A 25,946-nucleotide genomic window follows, 5' to 3' on the forward strand; every position below is an offset into this window, starting at 1 on the left:
CCTTCGGCCCCAAAGAGCCAAGGCCGGATGCCCTCGCGGGCATCCGGCCTTTTTTGCGCGGCTGCTCGGCCTTGCCCTGCCGCTAGGCGGCGTCGAGCGCCAGCAGGCGGTTCTTTACCGTGGCGCCGAACTGTGCATCGCGAATGATGTCCAGGTGCCCGGTTCGCGGCACCACCTCGGTCGAGAGCACGCGGGCGCGCTCCGGCCAGCGGCGCAGCACACCCGGCGCCTGCAGCGAGCGCTCGGCATGGAACACCTCCACGGGCAAGTCGGTTTTGGCCTGCGCGCAGCGGGCGTAGTGCGCGGACTGCACGCGGCTGTCGAGCGTGGCCCACAGAAGGTACTCATAAGCCTCGTCGCCCGCACCGTCGAGCGGCGACACCCAGGTTGGGGCCAGCAGCTGCTCGGCCACCCAGGCCTGTTCTGCATCGGTCATGCGGGCGAACAGCTCTTTCCATTGCGCCGCCATGTCCGACCTTGCAAGCCACGCGGCCAGCACCTCGTCGGCCTGTGTGCGCTGCGCCGGCGTCAAGCTGCCTTGGGGAACCATCGGCTCCGACTCGAACACATCGACCGCGCCGAAGAACACGATCTCGATGCGGCCGTGCAGTTGCCGCGCCACCTCGAAAGCCAGGTCGCCGCCCAGCGACCAGCCCAGCAAGGCGCACCGGCCGCCGGTGGCCGTCTTGACGATGAAATCCGCATACTCGGCCGCAAGCTCGCGAATGGCAAAACCGCGCCACCGCTTGCGCGTGTAGACATGGCTCACAAAGGCATACACCGGCCGGTCGCCCTGCACCGCGCGCGCCAGCGGCTGGAACTCGCGCGAGTTGACGATGAGGCCGGGCAGGCAGAAAAGCGGCACGCCCGCACCGCCGGCATGCAGGCACACGGCGTCATTCGCGCTCTCGGCCCGCTGGTCCACGCGCGCGGCCAACTCACGAAGGCTTGCGGCCTGCATCACATCGGCCAGGCCCAGGTGGCTGCCGCCGGGCAGCTGCTTGCGAATGCGCGCGATGAGCTTGAGGCTCAGGAGCGAATCGCCGCCCAGCTCGAAGAAGTTGTCGCCGCGCCCCACCTGCGCCACGCCCAGCACCTCGCGCCAGATGGCAGCCAGCGCCTCTTCGGCATCGCCTTGCGGGGCTTCATACGCAAGCTCGCTGGCGAACACAGGCTCCGGCAGCGCCTTGCGCTCCACCTTGCCATTGGCACTCAGCGGCAAGGCATCGAGCACGACGATCAGCCGCGGCACCATGTAGTCGGGCAGCACCCGGCCCAGGCGCTCCTTGAGCACCGCGGTGTCGATGGCCTGCCCCGCTTGCATCGCATGCACCGAGACATAGCCCACCAGCCGCGCACCGCCCGGCCCCTCCCTGGCCACCACCACCGCCTCGCGCACCTCGGGCTGCGCCAGCAGCTGCGCCTCGATCTCCCCCAGCTCGATGCGCAGCCCCCGGATCTTCACCTGGTGGTCGATGCGCCCCAGGTACTCGATCTGCCCCTCGGCGTTCCAGCGCACCAGGTCGCCCGTGCGGTAGAGCCGCCCCCCGCCTTCGCTATCGAATGGATCGGCCACGAAGCGCTCCGCACTCAGGCCGGGCCGCTTCAGGTAGCCCCGCGCCAGGCTCACGCCGCCCAGGTACAGCTCGCCGGCGACGCCCCGAGGCACCAGGTTGAGCTCGGCATCGAGCACATAAGCTTGGGTGTCGGTGATCGGCCGGCCGATGGGCACCAGGCTCTGGCCATCGTCCCTGCAGGTCCAGCGCGTCACGTGGATGGTGGTCTCGGTGGGGCCGTACAGGTTCTGCAGCGTGGCGCCATGGAGGCGCTGCAGGGTCTCCTTCTGGGTCTCGGCGGGCATGGCCTCGCCGCCGCAGATGATGTGCTTCAGGCGGGTGCTGGCCTCGATGCCTTCGTGCGCCAGGAAGGCCTGCAGCATCGAGGGCACGAAGTTCAGGGTGGTGACCTGGTGGCGCTGGATGAGCGCGACCAGCCGGGCCGGGTCTCGCTGGTCGCCGGGTTGGGCCACCACGAGGCGGGCGCCGGCGGTCAGGGGCCAGAACAGCTCCCACACCGACACGTCGAAGCCGAAGGGGGCCTTGTGCAGCACGGTGTCTTCGCGGGTGAGGCCGTAGGTGCGCTGCATCCAGGCCATGCAGCTGTGCAGGGCGTGGTGGCGGATGGCGGCGCCCTTGGGCCTGCCGGTGGAGCCGGAGGTGTAGATGACGTAGGCGAGGTGCTCGCCGTGCAGGGCGACCTGCGGATCCGCCTCTGGCTCGCCGCTGAAGTCGAGGCTATCGATCTCCAGGGTGGTGAGGCTGCCGCGGTCGTCGAGACAGTCGCGCGTGGCGCGGTGCGCCAGCAGCAGCTCGATGCCGCTGTCCTGCACCATGTAGGCCAGGCGCTCGGCGGGGTAGTCGGGGTCCAGGGGCAGGTAGGCGCCGCCGGCCTTGAGCACGCCCAGGATGGCGACGACCATCTCGACGGAGCGTTCCATGGCGATGCCCACGAGCACCTCGGGGCCGACGCCCAGGGCGATGAGGCGGTGCGCGAGGCGGTTGGCACGGCGGTTCAGTTCAGCGAAGCTCAACGCCTCGTCAGCGAACAGGAGCGCGATGGCCTCGGGCTGCTGGCGGGCGTGCCGCTCGATCATGCGGTGCACGGGCTCGGGAGCCGGCTCGCGATGGGGGTTCACGCTCCAGGCGATGAGCTGGGCCTGCTCGGGGGCGCCGAGCAGCGCGATGTCGCCCACCGCACACCCTTCGTCATCAGCCAACGCACCGAGCATCGCCACATAGTGCGCGGTCATGCGTTCGATGGTGCCGGGTTCGAACAGCTCCGATGCATAGATAAAGCTCGCATGCAGGCGCCCATCGGCGTCTTCGCTGGTGTTCAGCACCAGTTCGAACTGCGCCACCGGCGCGGCCAGCGCATAGTCTTCGAGCGCCAGGCCGGGCAACTGCTTCAGCGTGCGGGAGTCGGTGCGGTCGTGGCTGAACATCACCTGGAACAGCGGGTTCACGCTCAGGCTGCGCTCGGGCTGCAGCGCATCCACCAGCTGTTCGAAAGGCAAGTCCTGGTGCGCCTGCGCGCCGATGGCGGCTTCCTTCGCCTGCGCGAGCACCTTTGCCAGGCTCATGCGGCCTTCGACCGTGCTGCGCATGACCTGCGTGTTGACGAAGAGCCCGATGATGCCTTCGGTCTCCGCGCGATGGCGGTTGGCCACCGACACGCCCACGCGAATGTCCTGCTGCCCGCTGTAGCGGTGCAACAGCGCCTGAAAAGCCGCCAGCAACACCATGAAGAGCGTCGCCCCGCCGGTGCGCGCGCGCTTGTGCAACGCCTGCACCAGCTCCGGCGGAAGATCGACGCCGTGCCTGGCCGCGGTGTAGTGGCCGTTCGGCCGGCGGCTGTGGTCCGCCTGCAGCTGCAGCACCGGGTTGCCGGTGCCCAGGCGCTCGGTCCAGTAGGCAAGCTGCCTGTCTTTCTCACCGGCTTCCAGCCAGTTGCGCTGCCATGCCGCGTAGTCGATATAGCGGATCGGCAGCGGCGGCAGGTCCACCCGGTCGCCGAGCACCCGCGCACGGTACTGCGCGACGAACTCGCCCACCAGCAGATGCAGCGAGCCGCCGTCGGAAACGATGTGGTGCATTACCAGCACGAGCACGTGCTCTTGCGGTGCAACCCGGATCACGCCCACCCGCATCAGCGGACCCGTTGTCAGGTCGAACGGCGTCGCGCTCAGGCGGCGGGCTTCTTCTCGCGCACGCGCCTCCGCATCGCCGGGCCAGTGGGCCACGTCGATCACCGCGATGTCGAGATCCACACGCTCCTGCACAACCTGTTCGCACAACCCCTGCGCATCCGGCCTGAACACCGTGCGAAGCGACGCGTGGCGCTCCAGCAGTGCCGCAAAGCTGTTCTTCAGCGCATCGACGTCGAGCGCCCCGTGCAGCTTCAGCGCGCCGGAGATGTGGTACGCCGTGCTCTTCGGGTCCAGCTGCCAAAGGAACCACTGGCGCAGTTGCGCATAGGAAAGTTCGGCCTTCGTTCCGGCCGGCAGGGGCACGATGGGCAGCCTGGCAAAGTCCACGCCCTGCTTTTGCAGCAGGCCGAGAAACGCCTTCTGTTTTTCACGGGGCAGGCGCGCAAAGCGGTCCGCAATGCTGTTCTTGTCGATCTCCATCAATCCTCCAGAAGGTCGAGCATCGCGGCCATCTGCGCGAGGTCTTCCGAGCCCGCGGCCGCGGCTGTGCCGACCTCTTCCTGCACGGCGCCCGCCATTGCGGCCAACGTCGGGTTTTCGAAATAGCGCTTGAGCGGCAACTGCACCGCAAGCTGCTTCTGCACCTTGGCCTGCACGGCCAAGAGGGTCAGCGAGTGGCCTCCCAACTCGAAGAAGTTGTCGCTCCGGCCCACGCGTTCCACCTCGAGCACTTCGGCCCAGATGGCGGCGAGTGCGCTCTCCACCTCTCCCACCGGCGCTGCATAGGCGCCGCCGGCGGCAATCTCCGGATCGGGCAGCGCCTTGCGGTCGACCTTTCCGTTCGCGTTCAGCGGCACGGCATCGAGCACCATCAGCGCCGCGGGCACCATGTAGTCCGGCAGCTTCTGCAGCAGCCGCTCGCGCAGCATTGCAGCATCCACCGCCTGGCCCGCGCGCGCGGACACATAGGCCACGAGCCGCGTGCCGCCCGCGCCCTCTTTTGCCAGCACCACCGCCTCTCGCACTTCGGGCTGCGCCAGCAACTGCGCCTCGATCTCGCCAAGCTCGATGCGGAAGCCGCGGATCTTCACCTGGTGATCGATGCGCCCGAGGTAGTCGAGTTGGCCGTCGCTGCGCCAGCGCACCAGGTCGCCGGTGCGGTAAAGCCGCCCGCCCGCGGGGCCGAAAGGCGCCGCCACGAAGCGCTCCGCACTGAGCCCCGCGCGATTCAGGTAGCCGCGCGCCAGGCCCGCGCCCGAAACATGGAGCTCGCCCGCCACGCCAACGGGCAGCGGGTTGAGGTCGCCGTCGAGCACCCACATGCCAAGGTCTGGAATGCAGGCGCCCACCGGACTGCTCTGTTCGTCGAGGTCGGCGCGCGCGATCGGCCGGTAGGTCACGTGTACGGTGGTCTCGGTAATGCCGTACATGTTGATGAGCTGCGGCTGCCGGTCGCCGAAGCGATCGATCCACGGCCGCAGGCTCTCCGGTTCGAGCGCCTCGCCACCGAAAATCACGCATCGCAGCGGCAGCCGTTCGCCCGCGGCAAGCGCCGCGCTGTGAATCAATTGCCTGAAAGCAGACGGCGTCTGGTTCAGCACGGTGACCTGCTGCTCGCGCAGCAACGCAACGAAATCGTCGGGCGAGCGGCTGACCCAGAACGGCACCACCACCAGCCTGCCGCCGGTGCACAGCGCACCGAAGATTTCCCACACCGAGAAGTCGAAGGCATACGAGTGGAAGTTCGTCCACACGTCTTGCGCGCCGAAACCGAACCAGGGCTGCGTCGAGTCCAGCAGCCGCGTCACGTTGCGATGTGTCAGCTGCGCGCCCTTGGGCCGGCCGGTGGAGCCCGAGGTGTAGATCACGTAGGCGAGATGGTCGGCATGCACCGGCACGTCAGGCGCGTGCGCCGCCTCCGAGTCCAGGGCGGCATCGTCGAGCGTCAGCACGCGCACATCGCCCGGCAGCGCAAGCCTGGGCTGCACATGGCTTTGCGTGAGCAGCAGGCGAATGCCGCTGTCCTCGATCATGTAGGCCAGGCGATCGGCGGGGTACTCGGGGTCGAGCGGCACGTACGCGCCGCCGGCCTTCAGGATGCCGAGCAGCCCCACGACCATTTCAATCGAGCGTTCGACCGCGATGCCCACCTTCACCTCGGGCGCCACGCCAAGACCGATGAGCCGATGCGCGACCTTGTTGGCGCGTGCGTCGAGTTCCGCGTAGCTCAGGCTTTCATCGCCGAAGACCACCGCCGTCGCGTCCGGATGCAAGGCCGCCTGCCGCTCGAACCAGCGGTGCACCGGTTGCGCGATGTCCGCGGCAAGCAAGGGCTCCGCGGGTCGGGCCGGCGGCAGCGCCGCCTTGTCTTCGTCCTGCAGGCCGATGTCGCCCACATGCGCACCGGGCGTTGCCGCGAGCATTTCGATCAGTTGCTCCATGCGGCGCGCCAGGGTCTGCACGAGCGCATCGCCAAACTGGTTGCGCGCGTGGCTGTAGCTCAGCATCAGCGTCTCGCCCTGGTTGACCGAGAGCGTCATCGGGTAGTTCGTCTCCTCCCGGTTCCAGACCTCGCCGAAGCGCAGCCTGTCGGGCGCGCCCTGCTTCAGCGCCTGGTCGAGCGGATAGTTTTCGAACACCACGATGCTGTCGAACAGGTCTTGCCCGCCCTGCCCCGCCCAGCGCTGTATTTCATAGAGCGGCGTGTGCTCATGATCCTGCGCGCCGAGGTTGCGCGCCTGCAGTTCGCGCAGCCAGTCGCCCACGCGCTGTGCCGGCTCAAGCGTGGCAATGACCGGCAGCGTGTTGATGAACAGGCCCAGCATCTGCTGCGCGCCGGGCAGCTCCACCGGCCTGCCCGCCACGGTGGCGCCAAAGCTCACCGTGCGCTGCCCCGTGTGGCGCGCCAGCAGCAACGCCCAGGCGGCCTGCACCAGCGTGTTGAGGGTCACGCGCTCGCGCTTGGCCGCCTCCGCCAGCGCGCGGGTGCGCTGCGCGTCGATCTCGCAGCGATGCATGCCATGGCCGGTGCGCGCGTCGCGCGGTTTGGGCAGGGTGTTGGCCAGCCAGGTAGGCCCATCTATGCGCGCCAGCTGCTCGCGCCAATAGCGCTCGTCGCCCTTTCCGTCGCGCTTCTGCAGCCAGGCGATGTAGTCCGCATAGCGGCCGCCCGGCGCTGCGAGGGCTTCGCCGGCGTAATGCCGCAGCATTTCACCCATCAGCTGCGAGGTGCTCCAGCCGTCCAGCAGCAGGTGATGCATGGTCCAGACGAAATGGTGCTTGCCGCCCTGCATCTGAACCAGCACGAAGCGCATCAGCGGGGGCTGCGCCAGGTCGAAGCCCTGCGCGAGTTGCGCTTGCGCCAGGTCGTCGAGCGCACCGGCGGCGTCCGCGCGGTCTCGCCAGTCATGCTCGGCCATCGGAAGCTCGAGATGCCGCGCGACCCATTGCAAGGCCGGTTCGCCGGCCAGGAAGCCGGTTCGCAGCACGTCGTGCCGCTGCAGCACCGCACGCCATGCGGCCCTGAAGCGCGCGACATCCAGCCCGTCGATGTCGACGCGCAGCTGGTTGACGTAGGCGCTGCCGCCGGGCGCGTACAGGGTGTGGAACAGCATGCCCGCCTGCATGGGCGAAAGCGGGTACAGGTCCGCCAGGTTGGAAAGCGGCACCGGCAGGGCATCGAGCTGCTGCGCGCCGATGCGGGCGAGCGGAAAGTCCGACGGCGTGACGCCATGTGCGCCGCTGGTGCAATGCGCTACCAGCGCTTCGAGTTCCTGCTGGAACCGCCGCACCCAGCCTTCGACGGCGCCGCGGTCGTGGCGGGCCTGGCTGTAGCTCACGCGCAGCGCCAGCACGCCTTCGTGCACCTGTCCGTTGACCGCGAACTCGTGCGTCAGCGGTGCGCCGCCGTCCACCGGGGCGCCGCTCGCCTCGTCGGCCAGCAGCCAATGCGAGCGCTCATCGGAGCCGGCGTCGAACTGGCCCAGGTAGTTGAAGACCACCTGCGCCCGGGGCAGCCGCCGTAGCGCCTGCTGTTGCGCGGGGTTGCCAAGGTACTTGAGCACGCCATGGCCAATGCCCTTGTCGGGAATGGCGCGCAGGCTTTCCTTCACGCGCTTGATGGCAGCGCCGGGTTCACCCAGCGGATCGAGCGCAACCGGAAACAGCGTGGTGAACCAGCCGACGGTGCGAGACAGGTCGATGTGGCCGAACAGGTCTTCGCGGCCATGGCCTTCAAGATCGACCAGCACCTTGTCATGGCCGGCCCATGCGCACAGCGCACGGCCGAGCGCCGTCAGCAGCAGGTCATTGGCCTGCGTGCGATAGGCCACGGGTGCGTCCTTCAGCAGCGCCTGCGTCGTCGCCGCGTCCAGCCGCACTTCGAGGGTCTGCTGGTCGGCTGCGGTGTTCGATCCGTCGGGATGAGCGCACGGCAGGTTGGCGTGGGCATCCGCCAGCGTCGCCCAATGGCCGATTCCGTCGGCGTGGCTTGCGGCATAGCCCTGCAATGCAGTCGTCCAGTCTTTGTAGCTGCTGCTCTTGGCGGGCAGCGCAACGGCTCGGCCCGCCAGGCTCTGGCGATACGCATCCTGCAGGTCTTCCAGAAGGATGCGCCACGACACGCCGTCGACCACCATGTGGTGAATGGCGAGCAGCAGGCGCAATTCGCCGTCCGGCAATTCGACGGCGAGCGCGCGCAGCAACGGGCCGCGCGCCAGGTCGAGGCTGCGCTGCGCCTCGTCGCAGAGCGCTTCGAGCTGCCCCGCATCGCGTGCCTTGCGCACCCACAGCAGTTCGGCGAGTTCGTTGTCGGACATTGCCGTGTAGTGCTGATGCCATGCACCTTCGGCGTCCTGGCTGTAGCGCAGGCCCAGGCTGTCGTGGTGCCGCACCACGGCCAGCAAGGCCTGCCGGAAGGCGGCCAGCTGCAAGGGCTCGCGGCACCTCAGCAGCACCGCCTGGTTCCAGTGGTTGCGCACCGGCATCTGCATCTCAAAGAACGCGTGCTGGAATGGCAGCAGGGGCGCCTCGCCTGCCGCATCACCGGCAGCCATGCGCTTTGCATCGCCAACGGGTTCGGCCGCGCCTGCAAGCTGCGCCACGGTCTGCCGCTCGAAGATCTGCTTGGGGCTCACCTTCCAGCCCGCAAGGCGCAGCCGCGCCACGATCTGCAGGCTCAGGATGGAGTCGCCGCCCAGCTCGAAGAAGTTGTCGTTGCGGCCCACCCGTTCAAGACCGAGCACGCCGCGCCATACCTTGGCAATCGCCTCTTCAGCCTCGCCGAGCGGCGGTTCATAGGCCTTGTCGTCCTGCGGGAGTTCAGGTTCAGGCAGGGCTTGGCGATCGACCTTGCCGGCGGGGCCGATCGGAAGCGCATCGACCACCACGATGGCCGAAGGCACCATGTAGTCCGGCAATGCGCGCGCGAGCTGCTCCTTCAATGCCGCTGCGCCTATGGGCTGCCCGGCGTTCAGCGACACATAGGCTGCCAGCCGCGCCCCGGCCGGGCCGCTGCGCGCGACCACCACGGCCTCGCGCACTTCGGGCCGGGCCAGCAGTTGCGCCTCGATCTCGCCAAGCTCGATGCGGAAACCTCGCACCTTCACCTGGTGGTCGATGCGGCCCAGGTACTCGAGCTGGCCGTCGTCGCGCCAGCGCACCCAGTCGCCGGTGCGGTACAGGCGGCCACCGTTCGCGTCGAAGGGGTCGGCCACGAAGCGCTCCGCGGTGAGCGCGGCGCGGTGCAGGTAGCCGCGCGCCAGCCCCTCGCCGCCGAGGTACAGCTCACCCGCCACGTTGCGCGGCACAAGGTTGAGGTCTGCATCGAGCACGCGCGCGCTGCGGTCGCCCACGGGCCGGCCGATGGGCGCATAGCCCTCTTCGAAGCTCGCCGCGCCATCGACCTTCCACAGCATCGGCGTGACGACCGCTTCGGTAGGCCCGTAGCCGTTGATCAGCAGCTCGGGCTTCAGGTGCCGGCGCACGGCATCGAAGCCTTCGCGCGACATGGCCTCGCCGCCGAAGGAATACAGCTGCACCGGCGGGCAATGGCCGGTGTCGCGCGCCCAGTCGGCCAGTTGGCGCAGGTAGGCGGGAGGAAAGCCCGCGTTGGTAACGCCGTGGCGCTGCATCGCGTCCAGCGTCTGCTCGGCGGTCCAAAGAGATGCATCGCGCAGCAGCAGCGAGGCGCCGCAGCACAGGGCCGTGAAGAGGCGCTCATGCGCGCCGTCGAAGGAGAACGACAGAAAGTGCAGTTCGCGGGAGTGCGGCCCCATTTCGTACAGCACAGCCGTTTCAACGCAATGGGCGGCAAAGGGGCCATGCGAAACCATCACGCCCTTGGGCATGCCGGTCGAACCCGAGGTGTAGATGATGTAGGCGAGATTGCCGGCATGCACCGCAACGGCGGGCGAATGCACGGGCTCGGCTTGCAGATCGAGCGTGTCGAGCTGCAGAACGCGCACGTGCTCGCCGGACGGAATCCGTGCCCTCACATCGCTTTGCGTCACGAGCAGGTCGATGCCGCTGTCGGAAGCCATGTACGCCAGCCGGTCCGCGGGGTATTCCGGGTCCAGTGGCACGTAGGCACCGCCGGCTTTCAGGATGCCGAGCAGGCCGACCACCATGTCGAAGGAGCGCTCCACGGCAATGCCGACGCGCGTGTCGGGCTTCACGCCCAACGCGATGAGCCGGTGGGCCAGGCGATTGGCGCGGCGGTCGAGCTCGCCGTAGCTCAATGCTTCGTCGCCGAACAACAGCGCCGCGGCATCGGGGCGCTCATGGGCCCACCGCTCCATGAGCCGGTGCACCGGCTCGCTGCCCTGGGTTGCGGGTGCGTTGACGCCCCACTGCGCGAGCCGTTCTTTCTCGGCGGGCGCGAGCAGGTCGATGTCGCCCACCGCCTGTGCGGGGTTTGCGGCCAGCGCGCCGAGCACGGCCAGGTAGTGCCCCGCCATGTGCGCCACGGTCTTTGGATCGAACAGCTCTTGCGCGTAATGGAAGCTGGCCTGCGCACGGCCTTGCGCGTCTTCGATGACACTCAACGTGAGTTCGAACTGCGCAGCCTGGCCGCCCAGTTCATGGTCTTGCAGGCTCAGCCCGGGCAGCTCTTGCAGCGCGCGAAGGTCGCGCCGCTGGTGGTTGAACATCACCTGGAACAGCGGCGCGGTGCCAAGGCTGCGCTCGGGCTGCAGGGCTTCCACCAACTGCTCGAAAGGCAGGTCCTGGTGCGACTGGGCACCGAGCGCTGCATTGCGCGTGGCTTCCAATGCCTGCAGCAGGCTCGTTCGGCTGTTCAGCACATTGCGCAGGACCTGCGTGTTGACGAAGAAGCCGATGACCTTTTCAGCCTCCACACGATGGCGGTTGGCAATGGGCACGCCAATGCGAATGTCTTGCTGCGTGGTGTAGCGGTGCAGCAGCACCTGCAGTCCCGTGAGCAGCACCATGAAGAGCGTCGCGCCCTGGGCCTGCGCGCGCTTGTGCAGCGCGTCGGCCAGTGGCTGCGGCAACGCCACGTCATGGCGCGCCGCGCGGTACCGGCCGTCCGGGCGCCGCGGGTGATCCGTCGGCAGCTGCAGCACCGGGTGCTCGGTGCCGAGATGCGCCTTCCAGTAATCGAGTTGCCGCTCTTTCTCGCCGGCCTCCAGCCAGTGACGCTGCCATACGGCGTAGTCGGCGTACTGGATTGGCAACGCCGGCAAGCGCGGCGGCTGCTCGTTGGCGCGCGCGCGGTAGTGGGCCGCAAACTCGTCCACGAGGATCTTGAGCGACCATCCGTCGGACACGATGTGATGCATCACGACGACGAGCAAATGTTCCTTGTCACGAAGCCGGATCAACGCCACGCGAAGCAGCTGGTCGGCGGTCAGGTCGAACGGAGTTTCGGCGATGCGCCGCGCTTCTTCATCCGCCCTTGCATCGCGCTCGCCGGCCGGAAGCGCCGCCAGGTCGATGAGCGGAATGTCCAGCCCCGCACGCTGCTGCACCACCTGCTCGACCAGGCCTTCGGCATTCGCGCGGAACACCGTGCGCAGCGATTCATGCCGCTCGACCAGGGCATCGAAGCTCGCCTGCAGCGCGTCCCGGTCGAGCGTGCCCTGGAGCCGCAGCGCGCCCGAGATATGGTAGGCCGAGCTGCCCGGCTCCAGTTGCCAGAGAAACCATTGGCGCATTTGCGCATACGAGGGCGCGCAGGCAATGCGCGCTGCATCGTCGCGCTGGAGAATCGGAAACTGCCCGATGGTCAGCCCCTCGGCGCGGATCTTCTGGTACACCGCCCGGCGCTGCGCCGGGTTGAGGCGCGAAAAGCGCTTGCCGATCTGGTCGTGCGTGGCCGCGATGTCCATCAAGCGATCTCCAGGCTGTCCATGAAGGCGTCGATGTCCGAAAGAGACTGGGCCACGGGTTTCCTTTCGCCGGCATCGGCAATGAGCGCAGCCATGTCCATGAGAACCGGCTGCCTGAAAATATCGGAGACCGTCAGGTCCGCATGCATGGCGCCCTGCACCCGGGCGACCACCTGCACGGACATGAGCGAATGCCCGCCGAGTTCGAAGAAGTTGTCGTGGCGGCCCACGCGCTGCACGCCGAGCACCTCGGCCCATATGGCTGCGAGCGCTTCTTCCCTGGCACCCTGCGGCGGCTCGTAGGCCTGGGCGCTCGCGCGCTCGGGTTCGGGCAGCGCCTTGCGGTCGACCTTGCCGTTGGCGTTCAGCGGCAGGGTCTCCAGCACCATGAAGAGCGCCGGCACCATGTAGTCGGGCAATGCGCGGCCGAGTTGCTCGCGCAGGCACGCCGCATCGATGGCGGGCTCCGCCTGCGCCGATACATAGGCCACGAGCCGCGCGCCGCCCGCGCCCTGGCTTGCCACGACGACGGCCTCGCGCACCTCGGGTTGCGCAAGCAGCTGCGCCTCGATCTCGCCCAGCTCGATGCGGAATCCGCGGATCTTCACCTGGTGATCGATGCGGCCCAGATAGTCGAGCTGCCCCTCGCTGTTCCAGCGGACCAGGTCGCCGGTGCGGTAGAGCCTTGCACCGCCTTCGCTGTCGAACGGGTCGGCCACGAAGCGCTCGGAAGTGAGCGCGGCACGGCGCACGTAGCCGCGCCCAAGCCCGGCGCCGCCCAGGTAAAGCTCGCCCGCGGCGCCCGGTGGCACCAGGTTCATTTCGGCATCGAGCACATAGGTTTGGGTGTCGTCGATCGGCCGGCCGATGGGCACCTGGGTGCGCCCGTCGTCACGGCAACTCCAGTGCGTCACGTCGATGGCGGCCTCGGTGGGGCCGTACAGGTTGTAGAGCGCGGCTTGCGGCAATCGCCTGAAGACCTCGTTCTGCGCTTCTGCGGCCAATGCCTCGCCGCTGCAGACGATGCGCCGCAGGCTGGTGCAAGCCTCCACGCCCTGGTGCGCAAGAAAGGCCTGCAGCATCGAGGGCACGAAGTGCAGCGTGGTCACGTCATGCGCGCGAATCAGCTGCATGAGCCGCGCCGGTTCGCGATGGTCGCCGGGGTTGGCGACGGCCAGCCTGGCGCCGAACATCAGCGGCCAGAAGAATTCCCACACCGACACGTCGAAGCTGAACGGCGTTTTCTGCAGCACGGTGTCCGCTTCGCCGAGCGCATAGGCCTGCTGCATCCACACCAGCCGGTTGTAGAGCGAGCCATGGCGGTTGGCCGCACCCTTGGGCTTGCCAGTCGAACCCGAGGTGTAGATCACATAGGCCAGGTTGTCGCTGCCGAGCGCCACCGCCGGGTCGTCTTGGGGGTAGCCGCCTAGGTCCAGCGTGTCGAGCGCAAGCATGGGTACGCCGGCCTGCAATTGCAGCCGCTCTTTCAGGCGCTCTTGCGTCAGTACCAGCGCAAGGCCGCTGTCCTCGGCCATGTAGGCAATGCGATCGGCTGGGTACTCCGGGTCGAGCGGCACATAGGCGCCGCCCGCCTTCAGGATTGCGAGCAGGCCGACCACCAGTTCGATGCTGCGCTCCAGCGCCACTCCGACCTTCACTTCAGGGCGCACGCCGGCTTGCAACAGCCGGTGTGCCAGTTGGTTGGCCCGGCGGTTCAGTTCGCCGTAGCTCAGCACTTCATCGTTGAAAACCAGGGCGACGGCATCGGGAATTTCAGCCGCCTGCTGTTCGATGATGCGGTGCACCGTTTGCGCTTCGCCGCGGCGATGCGTGTTGACGCCCCACTGCGCGAGTTGGGCGCGATCTGCGTCGGAGAGCAGCTTCAGCTCACCGAGCTTCGCTGCAGGCAACTTCACCAGCGCTTCGAGCACGCGCTGGTAATGGCCCGCCATGCGCGCGATGGTGCTCGGCTCGAACAGTTCGGCCGCGTAGCGAAAGTTGGCCCGAATGCCGCCGTCTTCGCGCTCGATGGTTTCCAGCGTCAACTCGAACGGGGCGGCGCGCTGCTCCAGGTCGATGCGCCGCACGCTCAGGTCGGGCCAGCCCCGCAGCGGCTGGTCCCCTTGCCCCAGGTGGTTGAACATCACCTGGAACAGCGATGCGGCGCCGTGCCCATGCTCCGCGCGCAGGGCCTGCACCAGGCGTTCGAACGGCAGGTCCTGGTGGGCTTGCGCTTCGATCGAGGCGTCGCGAACCTGCGCCAGGAGCTCCGCCAGGCTGGTGTGCGCGGCAAGGCGCGCATCGAGCACAAGTGTGTTGATGAAGACGCCGATGACGCCCCCAGTTTCCGGCCGGCCGCGGCCCGAGGCGGGCACGCCGACGCGAATTTCGTTCTGGCCCGTGTAGCGGAACAGCAGCGCATGAAAGGCCGCGAGCAGCGCCATGAACAAGGTGCCACCCTGCGCACGCGAAAGCTGCCTGAGCCCCTCTGCAAGGCCGGCCGGTATGTCGAGCGAGTACTGCGCAGCGCTGTAGCGGGCTTCGGCGGAACGCGGCCGGTCGGTGGTCAGCGCCAGCACCGGCTGGCTCGCGCCGAGGCGCTTGCGCCAGTAGGCGAGCTGCCGTTCGCCTTCGCCTTCTTCGAGCCACTTGCGCTGCCACAGCGCGAAGTCGACATAGCCGATTTCGGGCTGGGCTCGGGTGTCCGGCAGGCCCTGCACTCGCAAGGCGTAAGCCTGCGCAAGGTCGTCCAGCATGAGCTGGACGGACCATGCATCGGAAATGATGTGATGCATCATGAGCAGCAGCTGGTGCTCGCCCTGCGCCATCTTCAGCAAGGCGCAGCGCAGCAAGGGGCCGGCCGTCAGGTCGAAAGGCGTGCGGCAGACCCGGGCCACCGCTTCGTCGTAGCGGAATTCGCGCTCGGCCGCATCGAGCAGGCTGAGATCGGCGAAAGGAATGTCGATGTGAACGTGTTCCAGAACGCGCTGCTCCGGCAGGCCTTCAGGGTCGGAAGCGAACACGGTTCGCAATGCGTCGTGGCGTTCGGCGAGCGACTGCATTGCAGCCTGCAGCGCCCCGACATCGAGCGGGCCTGAAAAACCAAGCCCGCCGCCGACGTGGTACGCCGTATTGGCGGGGTTCAGCTGCCACAGGAACCATTGGCCCTGCTGCGCGAAGGAGACGGGCACGGGGCCGGCGTTGTGGCCGCGCACGATGCTCTCGCGCGCGGGTGCCGCATTGCCGCCCTGCTTCACCCGGCTTTGCAGCAGTCTCAGCTGCTCGGGCGACAGGCGCGCGCGACGTTCGGAAAGGTGAGATGTCTCGCTCATGATGAAAAACTTGCGGTGATGCGATCGGTTGCCGGTTGTGGGTCTGCAGTGGCCTCGGCCTCGCGCTCGATCTCTTCGATCAGCCGCAGCTCGATCAATGCGGCCAGCTCGGCCACGGTCGGCGCCTTGAAGAAATCGGCAGGCTGCAGCTCGACGCCATAGGCCTTGCGCACGCGGGACAGCAGTCGAATGGCCAGCAGCGAATCGCCGCCGAGTTCGAACAGGTTGTCGTGCGCGCCCACGGGCGAGATGCCAAGTGCCTCGGTCCACAGCGCAGCCAGGCCTTCTTCCAGTTCGCCTTCAGGGGCGGCATACGCGGTGGGCAGCGCGGGGCGTGAATGGCTGGCACGGGCTTCGCCCACCGATACCACCGATGGGGCGCCCGCTGCATCCTGGGCCTCCACCGCATCCAGGAGGTTGCCCAACGGACGAAGGCGCGGTGCGAGAGCCGAAACGGACACCACCGTCTGCGGCAGGTCGGGGCCGTTGACGATGCGTTCGAAGGCGAGCACGCCGGTGCGCTCGTCCAGGCCGACGCCCTCCGGCAGGTCCATGTCGGCCGCTGAGCCGACATCGCGCCACGCATCCCAGTTGATCGAAAACACCGGCAGCGCCGATGTGCGGCGGTGCGCCGCCGCGAGTGCATCGAGATAGGCATTGGCAGCCGCATAGTCGCTGCGGCCCAGCCCGCCGGCGAGCGTGGCAATGGAAGAACAGAAGAGCACGAAGTCCAGCGGCTCTTCGCGCAGGGCTGCAAGCAGCTCGCGCGTGCCCGCCACCTTGGGAGCGAACGCCGCTTCCACCTGGGCGCGGGTGCGCTGGGCGATCATGCCCAGCCCCGGGTCCATCACCGCGTGAACCACTCCGTTGACGGCGCCGAAGCGCGCATGCGCCGCCGCGAGGGCATCGCGCAGCTGCGCGGCGTCGGTCACGTCCGCCGTGACCGTCAGCACTTGCGCGCCGGTCGTCTCGAGTTCGATCAGCTGCCGCAGCTTGCGCCGCAGTGCAGCGGGCTCACTGGACGATGAGGCAATGCGCTCCCAGTCGCCGCGCGCGGGCATCGGCGTGCGGCCGAGCAGCACGAGGCGTGCCTTCCATGCGCGGCTCAGGTGCCGCGCGAGCGCAAGACCGACACCGCCCATTCCGCCGGTGATGAGGTACACACCGCCTTCGCGCAGGCGCTGCGTGGCGGCCTGCTTGGGCAACGGCTCGTAGCTCTTGAGCCAACGGTGGGGCCCGCGATAGGCCACCACGAAATCGTCTTGCGCAGACTCCGCCTCGTCGGCGACGCGGCGCACCAGATCGCTTTCGGCCGCGCTTTCCGGTGCGGGCACCACCACGTCGATCACGCGGCAGGAGACCGACGGATATTCCTGGCCCATGACCTTGGCGAGGCCCAGCAGGGTTGCCTTCTCGGGCACCAGCGCCTCGGTGCCGGAGACGTCCTCCAGGCCATCGGTGACGATGGTCAGAGCCGTTGGAGCACGGCCCGGCAAGCCCAGGGCGTCGAACGCATGCACGAGCGCGAGCAGGCTGAAGTAGCCATTCTCCAAAGCGTCCGCATGCGGCGGCGCGAGCCGGCCGCCGTCAAGGCTCCACAGATGGTGGATGTGCCGCACCGGGCCTGCCTCGGCTTCCACTTCGCGCAGCAGCGCTTCATGGTCGGCGCGCTCGGTTTGCCGCAGGGTGTATTGCCGCGGCGCGGTGCGCGCGAAGCGCGGGCCTCGCAATGCCAGCACCACCTGTTCGCCGCGCTCGCGCAGCGTGCGTGCGAGCCGGTCGGTGAAGCTGTCGGCATCGCCCAGGATGAGCGTGCTGCCTGTTCGCTCCGCAGGTTTTTCGGAGGGCGCTGGCGGTGTGCTTCGCTGCCAGTGGGGTGCATAAAGAATGTCGGCGTCTGCGCTTGGCGAAGAAGGCGGTGCGGTCTTGCCCGGCTCCACCCAGTAGCGCTGGCGCTGGAAGGCATAGGTCGGCAGAGGCAGGCGGCGGCGTTGGCCTCCCTCCTGATTCGCAGCCCAGTCGATGTCGACTCCGGCCGTCCACAGGCCCGCAACCGCATTTGCTAATTGCTGGCTGTTGCGCGCGGTCTGCTGCGCATGGGCCTGGCTGGCCCAGATGCCTGCGGCTGCGCTGGCGCCCGGATGCTGGCGGGCGAGCCCGGCCAGCGTTTCGCCGGGGCCGACTTCGAGCACCGCACGTCCGGGCTTGCTGAAGATATGGCCCAGGCCTTCGGAAAAGCGAACCGTGTTGCGCAGATGCCTGCCCCAGTACGCGGGGCTGGTGGCCTCTTGTGCGGTGATCGGCAGGCCGGTGAGGTTGGAGATGAACGGAATGCGCGGTGCATGGCGCGGCACCGATGCAATCAGCTGTTCCAGTGCGGCGACGGCCGGATCGACGAGCCGCGAATGGAACGCCACGGCAACATGCAGGCGGCGCGCCGAATGCTGGCGCGCGCGCAGTTCTTCCTCCGCGCGCGCAATGGCTTCGGGCGTGCCCGCCAGCACGCAGAGCTGCTCTCCGTTCACCGCCGCAAGGTCGCACCCCATCTCGAGGAAAGGCGCGAGCGCGGATTCGGCCAGCGGCACCGAGAGCATGGCACCGGCCGGCAACGCCTGCACAAGGCGCGCACGCTGCGCGACGATGCGCAGCGCATCTTCCAGCGAGAACACGCCGGCCACGCAGGCCGCGACGTATTCGCCAAGGCTGTGCCCCATCATCAGCGCCGGCTTCACGCCGCAGTGCAGCCACCATTGGGCCAGTGCATATTCGACGGCAAAAAGCGCTGGCTGCGCGACCTCGATGTGGAACAGGCGCTCGTTCGCCGATGCTTCTTCATCCGCTGCCGCGAAGAGCAGCGGCTGCAGGTCGATGCCGCTCTGCGTGCGCAGCAAGTCGATGCAGCGATCGAGTGCCACGCGGAACACGGCGCTTTCGCTGTGGAGCGCAGCGCCCATGAAGGCATGCTGGCTGCCGCTGCCCGGAAAGAGAAACACCACCTCGGGCGCGGTGGCCGGTGCCTTGCGGAACGTGCCGCCTGGCGAAGACAGCATTTGCACGGCCATCTGCGTATCGCTTGCGACCACGGCGCTGCGCCATGCGAAGGTGCGGCGCCCGGTTTGCAGGGTGTGCGCCACGTCGTGCAGGGCCAGTGCGGGCTGTGCCTGCAGGTGCGCCGCAAGTTGGGTTCGGCCTTGCGCCAACGCCGTTTGATTTTTTGCCGACAGGGGCAGGACCTGCCAGGCCGGCACCCTTGCCGCATGCGCTGCGACGGCCGGCGCTTCTTCGAGCACCACGTGCACATTGGTACCGCCGATGCCGAAGGAGCTCACGCCCGCACGGCGAGGCACGCGGCCCTCGGCCCAGGCGCGCGCTTGGGTGTTCACGTAGAACGGGCTCGCCGCGAAATCGATCTGCGGATTGGGCTGTTCGAAATTGAGGCTTGGCGGCAGCACGCGGTGCTTGAGCGCCATCGTCGCCTTGATGAGCCCTGCCACGCCGGCGGCTGCGTCGAGATGGCCGATGTTGGTCTTTACCGAGCCTATGGCGCAGAAGCCGTGCCGCTCGGTATCGGCGCGAAACGCCTGGGTCAGTGCGGCCATCTCGATCGGGTCGCCCAGCGTGGTGCCGGTGCCGTGCGCTTCCACATAGCCGATGGTGTCTGCCGCCACGCCGGCGATGAGCTGGGCCGCGCGAATGACTTCGGCCTGCCCGTCCACGCTGGGCGCTGTAAAGCCCACCTTGCCCGCACCGTCGTTGTTGGCGGCCGAGCCCTTGATCACCGCATGGATGGTGTCGCCGTCGCGAAGCGCATCGTCCAGCCGCTTGAGCACCACCACGCCCGCGCCGCTGCCGATGAGCGTGCCCGCGGCTTTTGCGTCGAAGGCGCGGCAGTGGCCGTCGGGCGAGAGGATGGCGCCGGACTGATAGCGGTAGCCGCCTTCCTGCAGCAGGTTGAGCCACACGCCGCCGGCCAAGGCCATGTCGCAATCGTGGCCCAACAGGGCCTGGCACGCGGTGTGTACTGCGACAAGCGATGTCGAGCAGGCGGTCTGCACGGTAACCGCGGGGCCGCGCAGGTCGAGCTTGTAGGCCACGCGCGTGCAGAGCGACCCGCCGGAGTTGCCGTTCATCAGCCCCAGCAGGTCTGCAATGCCGCTCTCCGCGCCAAGGCCGAACGACGGAAGCAGGTTGCGGATGAGGTACAGGTTGGTGCCCTCGCCCGCATACACGCCGACCTTGCCGGGCCAGCGCGCGGTGTCGCAGCCTGCGTGCTCGAGCGACGCCCAGGCGCATTCCAGGAAGATGCGCTGCTGCGGATCGAGAGTCTCGGCTTCGCGCGGCGTGTAGCCGAAGAAGCCGGCGTCGAACTGGTCCACGCCGTCGAACTTGACGCCGGCCTTCACGTACTCGGGGTCGTCCAGCAGGGTCTGCGGCACGCCGCGCGCTCGCAACTCATCGTCCGTGAAGCGGGACACCGACTCCACACCGCCCTGCACGTTGCGCCAGAAAGCATCCACATCGTCGGCGCCCGGAAAGCGACCGGCCATGCCGACGATGGCGATCTCGATGCCTGTAGCTTCGGAGCGTTCTTGAAAGGCAGACATCAGTTGACTCTCTCTGTGGCCTTGCGGCGTTGAAGCATGGCGGCGCGTTGGCGCAGCGCCCTGTCGTCGCCAGCTGCGGCAGCGGCCGCGGACGACGCGGCACCGGCCGGTGCCTGCTCGATCCAACGGGCGAGCGATTCGATGGTGGGGTACTTGAAAAGGTTGACAACCGGAATTGCAATCTGCAGCCGGTCTTCCAGCAGGCGATGCGCGCGAATCAGCAGCAGCGAATGGCCGCCGAGATCGAAGAAGTTGTCGTGCTGCCCGACCTGCCCGACCTTCAGCACCTCGGACCACACGCCAGCCAGGGTCTGCGCCACATGGCCTTGCGGTGCTTCATAGGCCAGCTCGCCGGCGAACACAGGCTCCGGCAGCGCCTTGCGATCGACCTTGCCGTTGGCGTTGAGCGGCAGGCTGTCGAGCACCGCGAAGGCACGCGGGACCATGTAGTCCGGCAGCACCTGTGCAAGGCGCTCCTTGAGCCCGGCGGTGTCGATGATGTGGTCCGCATGCGCCGCGAGGTAGGCCACGAGGCGCAAGCCGGCAGGGCCTTCCTTCGCCACGACCACGGCTTCGCGCACGGCAGTCTGCGCGAGAAGCTGTGCCTCGATCTCGCCGAGTTCGATGCGCAAGCCGCGGATCTTCACCTGATGGTCGATGCGGCCGAGGTACTCCAGCTGCCCTTCGGCGTTCCATCGCACGAGATCGCCGGTGCGGTAGAGCCTTCCGCCGCCTTCGCTGTCGAAGGGATCGGCCACGAAGCGCTCCGCACTCAAGCCGGCCCGCTTCAGGTAGCCCCGGGCCAGGCTGATGCCGCCCAGGTACAGCTCGCCTGCAACGCCCTGCGGCACGAGGTTCAGGCTGGCATCCAGCACATGGGTGCTGGTGTGGCTGATCGGCCGGCCGATGGGTACCTGGCTCTGGCCATCATTGCGGCAGGCCCAGTGCGTGACATGGATGGTGGTCTCGGTCGGGCCGTAGAGGTTTTGCAGGCCCGCGCCGTGCAAGCGCTCAAGCGTTTCCTTCTGCGTTTCGGCCGGCATCGCCTCGCCGCCGCAGATGATGTGGCGCAGGCGCGTGCTGGCTTCGATGCCCTCGTGCGCCAAAAAGGCCTGCAGCATCGACGGCACGAAGTTGAGCGTAGTGACCTGGTGGCGCTGGATCAGTTCGACCAGCCGGGACGGGTCGCGATGGTCGCCGGGGTTGGCCACCACCAGCCGCGCGCCGGAGGTCATCGGCCAGAACAGCTCCCACACCGACACGTCGAAGCCGAACGGTGCCTTGTGCAGCACGGTGTCATCGCGCGTCAGCCGGTAGATGTCCTGCATCCACATCATGCAGCTGTGCAGCGCGCCGTGGCGTATGGCCGCACCCTTGGGCTTGCCGGTGGAGCCCGAGGTGTAGATGACGTAGGCAAGGTTCTCGATGTGCAGGGCAACGTGCGGATCGCTGTCGGGCTCGCCGCCGAGGATGGCAGCATCGACTTCCAGCACGGTCAATGCGCGACGGTCGGGCACGCAATCGGCAAGGCTGCACTGCGTGAGCAGCAGCCCGATGCCGCTGTCCTGCACCATGTAGGCCAGGCGTTCCGCCGGGTATTCCGGATCGAGCGGCACATAGGCGCCGCCGGCCTTGAGCACGCCGAGGATCGCCACCACCATCTCGACGGAACGCTCCATCGCAATGCCCACCAACACTTCGGGCTTGACGCCGAGCGTGATCAACCGATGCGCGAGGCGGTTGGCCCGGCGGTTCAGCTCGGCGAAGTTCAGCGACTCGTCGGCGAAGAGCAGTGCGGTGGCCTCGGGCTGCGTTCGCGCCTGCCGCTCGATCATGCGGTGCACGGGCTCGGGTTGCGGCTCGCGGTGCGTGTTCACACCCCATTGCGCCAACCGCACCTGCTCGGGTGCACCGAGCAGTTCGATGTCGCCTACCGGCTGATCGGGGCGGTCGGCCAGCGCTTGCAAGATGGCGACATAGTGGCCGGCCATGCGCTCGATGGTGTCCGGCTCGAACAACTCAGCCGCATAGATCACCGACAGCGACAGCTGGCCTTCGGGCCTTTCGCGCGCTTCTAGCGTGAGATCGAACTGGGCCGCGAGATCGGGCAATGCATGGTCCTCTGCCGCGATGCCGGGCAGTTTCGAGAATGCGCGGAAGTCCTCGAACAGGTGATTGAACATCACCTGGAACAAGGGCGTCTGGCTCAGGCTGCGCTCCGGTTGCAGCGCCTGCACCAGCTGTTCGAAAGGCAGGTCCTGGTTGGCCTGCGCGCCCAGCACGGCCTCGCGGGCCTGCGCCAGCACGCGCGATGCGCTCAGGCGCCCGTGAATGGAATTGCGCAGCACCAGGGTGTTGACGAACAGCCCGACCACGCCTTCGGCTTCCATGCGGTTGCGGTTGGCAATCGGCGCGCCGATGCGGATGTCCTGCTGCCCCGTGTAGCGGTGCAGCAGCGACTGGAAGCCCGCGAGCAGCACCACGAAGAGCGTGGCACCCTGCGCGTCGGCCAGCCCGCGAAGCTTGGCCAGCAGGCTGCCCGGCAACTCGAAGGCATGCCGCGCGGCGCTGTAGCCGGCCTGCGGCTTGCGCGGATGGTCGGTGCGCAGGTCCAGCACTTCATGCGCGTCGCCGAGTTGCGCGCGCCACCAGGCCAGCTGCCGTTCGCCCTCGCCGGCCGCAAGCCAGTCGCGCTGCCAGAGCGCGTAGTCGGCGTACTGGACGCGCGGCGCGGGCAGGCGCCTGGCCTCTGCGCCCAGATGCGCGGCGTAGCCCGCGGCCAGCTCATCAATGAGCAACTGCATCGAGGCGCCGTCGGAAATGATGTGGTGCATCACCACTGCGAGCACATGGGTCTCGTCGGCAGTGCGGATCAGCGCGGCGCGCAGCAGCGGGCCCTGCGTGAGGTCGAAAGGCTCGGCCTTGAGGCGCCGTGTTTGTTCTGCCAATTGCCTGTCGCGCTCGCCGACATCGAGGCGGCGCAAGTCGAGGAGCGTCATCGGCAACTCACCGGCAGGTCTTATCCATTGCTCCGGGTTGCCGTCGGCGGCAGCGCTGAACACCGTGCGCAGCGATTCGTGGCGTGCAACGAGGTCGTCCGCCGCGGCGCGCAAGGCATCGGCGTTGAGCGCTCCCGTGAGGCGAAGCGCGCCGCTCACGTGGTACGCCGCACTTTGCGGGTCCATCCGCCAAAGGAACCACTGGCGCTCTTGTGCGTGCGAAAGCGGCATGGGCAACAGCCGGCGCTCTGCCGAAAGCACCGGCAGCGGCGCGTGCTTCGGGCGCAGGCCCTGCGCCTGCAGTTGGCGAATGGCCGCTGCGCACGCCTGCAGGCGCGGCTGCTCGAACAGCATTCGCGCCGGAAAGTCGATCTGCCAATGCGCCGAGATCCGCGATGCTGCCTGCGTGGCGGTGAGCGAGCTCCCGCCCCGGTTGAAAAAGTGCGCATCGCGCCCGAGCGGGCGATCGTCGCCATGCTTCCAGACCTCCCGCCAGATGGCGGCGAGCACCATTTCGACCTCGTCGAGCGGCGCTTCGATGGCTGCTTCGGTGGGGCCGCCTCGCACGAAGGCTCCGAACTGGTAAACGGCGTAGGCATCGGCCGTGCCGTCCTTCCAGCCCGCGCGGCACGCGCTGCGCTGCAGCTTGCCGCTGGTGGTCTTGGGCAGGCCGCCCGGGTTGAGCAGCAGCACCACCGACAGAGGTTCGCCGAACACTTCGCTGACCGCGGCGCCCAGCGCATCGACCAGCGCCTGCGGCGGCACCAGCTTCTGCATGCTGCGGGACACTTCGGCCGCGACGCCGATACCTTCGCCGTCCGCGCCCTGCACCGCAAAGACGGCGACGCGGCTCTTGCGCACCGCGTCGACCTCGGCTTCTATGAGCCGCTCGATATCTTGCGGATAGATGTTGTGGCCGCGGACGATGATCAGGTCCTTGATCCGCCCCGTGACGTAGAGCTGGCCCTCGTGCATGAAGCCGAGGTCGCCGGTGCGCAGCCAGCGATCGCCGTCACGCTCCACGAAGGTTTCGCGCGTTTCGCGCTCCTTGCCCCAGTAGCCGAGGCAGATGCTCGGGCCGCTGGTCCAGATTTCGCCGATCTTTCCAGGTGCCGCGGGCAAGAGCGTTTCTACATCGACGATCTCGACGCGATGGCCTGGCGCCGCCACGCCGCAGCCGACCAGCACCGTGCCTTCCCCGGCCGGCATGCCGGCTCCTTGTGCCAGGGCATCGGAAGAGAAGGTGCGTGCCACCATGCCGCCGCCGCGCACGCTGCCGGTCACGTACAAGGTGCCTTCGGCGAGGCCGTAGCAAGGGTAAGCCGCGTTCGGGTCGAATCCTGCGGGCGCGAAGCGTTCGATGAACTCCGTCTCGGTGTCCGCGCGCACCGGCTCCGCGCCCGTGTAGGCCACGCGCCAGCTCGAAAGGTCCAGCTGCGCAAGCCGCGCATCGTTCACGCGCTCCAGGCACAGGCGAAACGAAAAGTCGGGCCCGCCGCTGTGAGTGGCGCGGTGGCGCGAGATGAGCTCGAGCCATCGCACCGGGCGCTCGAGAAAGTAGCCGGGCGAGGTGAGCACCAGCGGAATGCCGTTGAAGAGCGGCAGCAGCAGCCCGCCGATCAACCCCATGTCGTGATAGAGCGGCGCCCAGCAGACGAACTTGTCTCCCGGCCTCACGTCCATGCCGTGCGTCATGGCGATTTCGTTGGCAACCAGGTTGCCGTGCGTCACCATCACGCCCTTGGGCGCAGAGGTCGAGCCCGAGGTGTATTGCAGGAATGCAATGTCGCTGTCGGCGGGGTCGAAGGGTGTCCATGCATCGGCGAGCGCCGCGTCCACCGCGTCGACGGCGATGACTTGCGCATCGGCAAATTCGCTGGCTGCATTCATCGCGTGCGAAATGGCGGTCGAGGTCAGCACGCAGCGGGCCTGCGAATCCGCGGCAATGCCGGTGAGCCGCGCAAGATGCTGGGGCCGCATCGACTCGGGCGGGAACACCGGCACCGCGATCACGCCGCTGTAGAAGCAGGCCAGCATGCACACCGCGTAGTGGTCGCCGTTGTCGAGCATGATGAGCGCGCGCTCGCCCTTGGCCAGCTGCTGCTGGAGCCGCGCCGCAAGTGCGCGCACGCGGCGCTCGAACACGCCATAGCTGATCGGCTCTTCATGCAATTCGCCGTTCACCGTGCCGGCCACGGTCAGCCAGATGTCGTCCGGCCGCGTGCTCGCGAGCGTGCGCAAATGCGTCACGAAATTCTTCGGCAGCGTGTTTGCCTTTTGCGGTATTTCAGTCATCTCGATTCCTTTGCGCGCCACGCGAGGGCGGCTGCATAGCCGGGCGGCGCCTGGAGCGCCACGGCTTGAAAATTTGTCCATCCGGGAACAGCAGATTCGAGGGCGATCCGCCCCTCCGCATCAAAGTGGATGCCGATGGATTTCAGGTGCTCGGCCACGCCAACGCCAATGGCCTTCAGCACCGCCTCCTTCGCGACCCAACGGCTGTAGAGCGCGCGCGGCCGATCGGCGGCATTGCGCACTTGATTGAATTCGCGATCGCTGAAAGCCAGCGATGCAATAGCCTCCATGTCGACTTCGGCCCTGCACTCTTCGATGTCGACACCCACCTCGCTCACCGTCCGCGCATCGCCCAGAGCGATGAGCGCGTGAGCACCCGAATGCGAGATATTGAATGGCGGCGCAGCACCGGGTGCGAGCTCGATAAACGGTTTGCCGTGCGCGCTCGATGCGAGCGGCACATCGGCGGGCTCGCAGCCCACGCGCTCCGCAAGCAGGCTTCGGAGTGCGGCCCGGCCTTCCGTGAAGCGCACCCGGTCGGCGGTTCTTGCGAACCTGTCAGCCTTGGCGCGCTCGGCGGGGGTCAGCAGTTGCCGCGCCGCCTCAGGCTCGGCGGCCAGGTCGAAGTCGAGGCGATAGACCTCGATGCCCTCGGCCAACGG

The 25,946-nt window shown here is 68.0% G+C and carries 6 protein-coding genes; all 6 read right to left on the bottom strand.

Going from position 1 to position 25,946, the window contains the following annotated elements; all coding sequences use genetic code 11:
• Positions 1-82: 82 nt before the first annotated feature.
• Genes V9L20_RS12180 through V9L20_RS12205 form a run of 6 tightly spaced genes read right to left on the bottom strand, consistent with a single transcriptional unit; the run spans position 83 to position 25,943 of the window.
• A complete protein-coding gene (locus V9L20_RS12180) occupies positions 83-4,186 on the bottom strand; it encodes an amino acid adenylation domain-containing protein (RefSeq protein ID WP_337296792.1) in 4,104 nt (1,367 codons plus the stop codon).
• Positions 4,186-12,054 (bottom strand): amino acid adenylation domain-containing protein, encoded by a 7,869-nt coding sequence (locus V9L20_RS12185; protein ID WP_337296793.1) that lies wholly within the window; start codon positions 12,052-12,054, stop codon positions 4,186-4,188. The genes V9L20_RS12180 and V9L20_RS12185 overlap by 1 nt, the downstream gene beginning before the upstream one ends.
• Positions 12,054-15,386: an amino acid adenylation domain-containing protein gene (locus V9L20_RS12190; RefSeq protein WP_337296794.1), complete on the bottom strand. Its 3,333-nt coding sequence runs from the start codon at positions 15,384-15,386 to the stop codon at positions 12,054-12,056. The genes V9L20_RS12185 and V9L20_RS12190 overlap by 1 nt, the downstream gene beginning before the upstream one ends.
• Positions 15,383-19,990 (bottom strand): type I polyketide synthase, encoded by a 4,608-nt coding sequence (locus V9L20_RS12195; RefSeq protein WP_337296795.1) that lies wholly within the window; start codon positions 19,988-19,990, stop codon positions 15,383-15,385. The genes V9L20_RS12190 and V9L20_RS12195 overlap by 4 nt, the downstream gene beginning before the upstream one ends.
• Positions 19,990-25,284, bottom strand: a complete 5,295-nt coding sequence (locus tag V9L20_RS12200; RefSeq protein WP_337296796.1) for an amino acid adenylation domain-containing protein — start codon at positions 25,282-25,284, stop codon at positions 19,990-19,992. The genes V9L20_RS12195 and V9L20_RS12200 overlap by 1 nt, the downstream gene beginning before the upstream one ends.
• Positions 25,281-25,943, bottom strand: coding sequence for a 4'-phosphopantetheinyl transferase family protein (locus V9L20_RS12205; RefSeq protein WP_337296797.1), 663 nt, complete (start codon positions 25,941-25,943; stop codon positions 25,281-25,283). Before V9L20_RS12205 ends, V9L20_RS12200 begins: the two co-directional genes overlap by 4 nt.
• Positions 25,944-25,946: the final 3 nt, after the last annotated feature.

Source organism: Variovorax sp. CCNWLW225 (genome assembly GCF_037204045.1).
Classification (GTDB): Bacteria; Pseudomonadota; Gammaproteobacteria; order Burkholderiales; family Burkholderiaceae_C; genus Variovorax.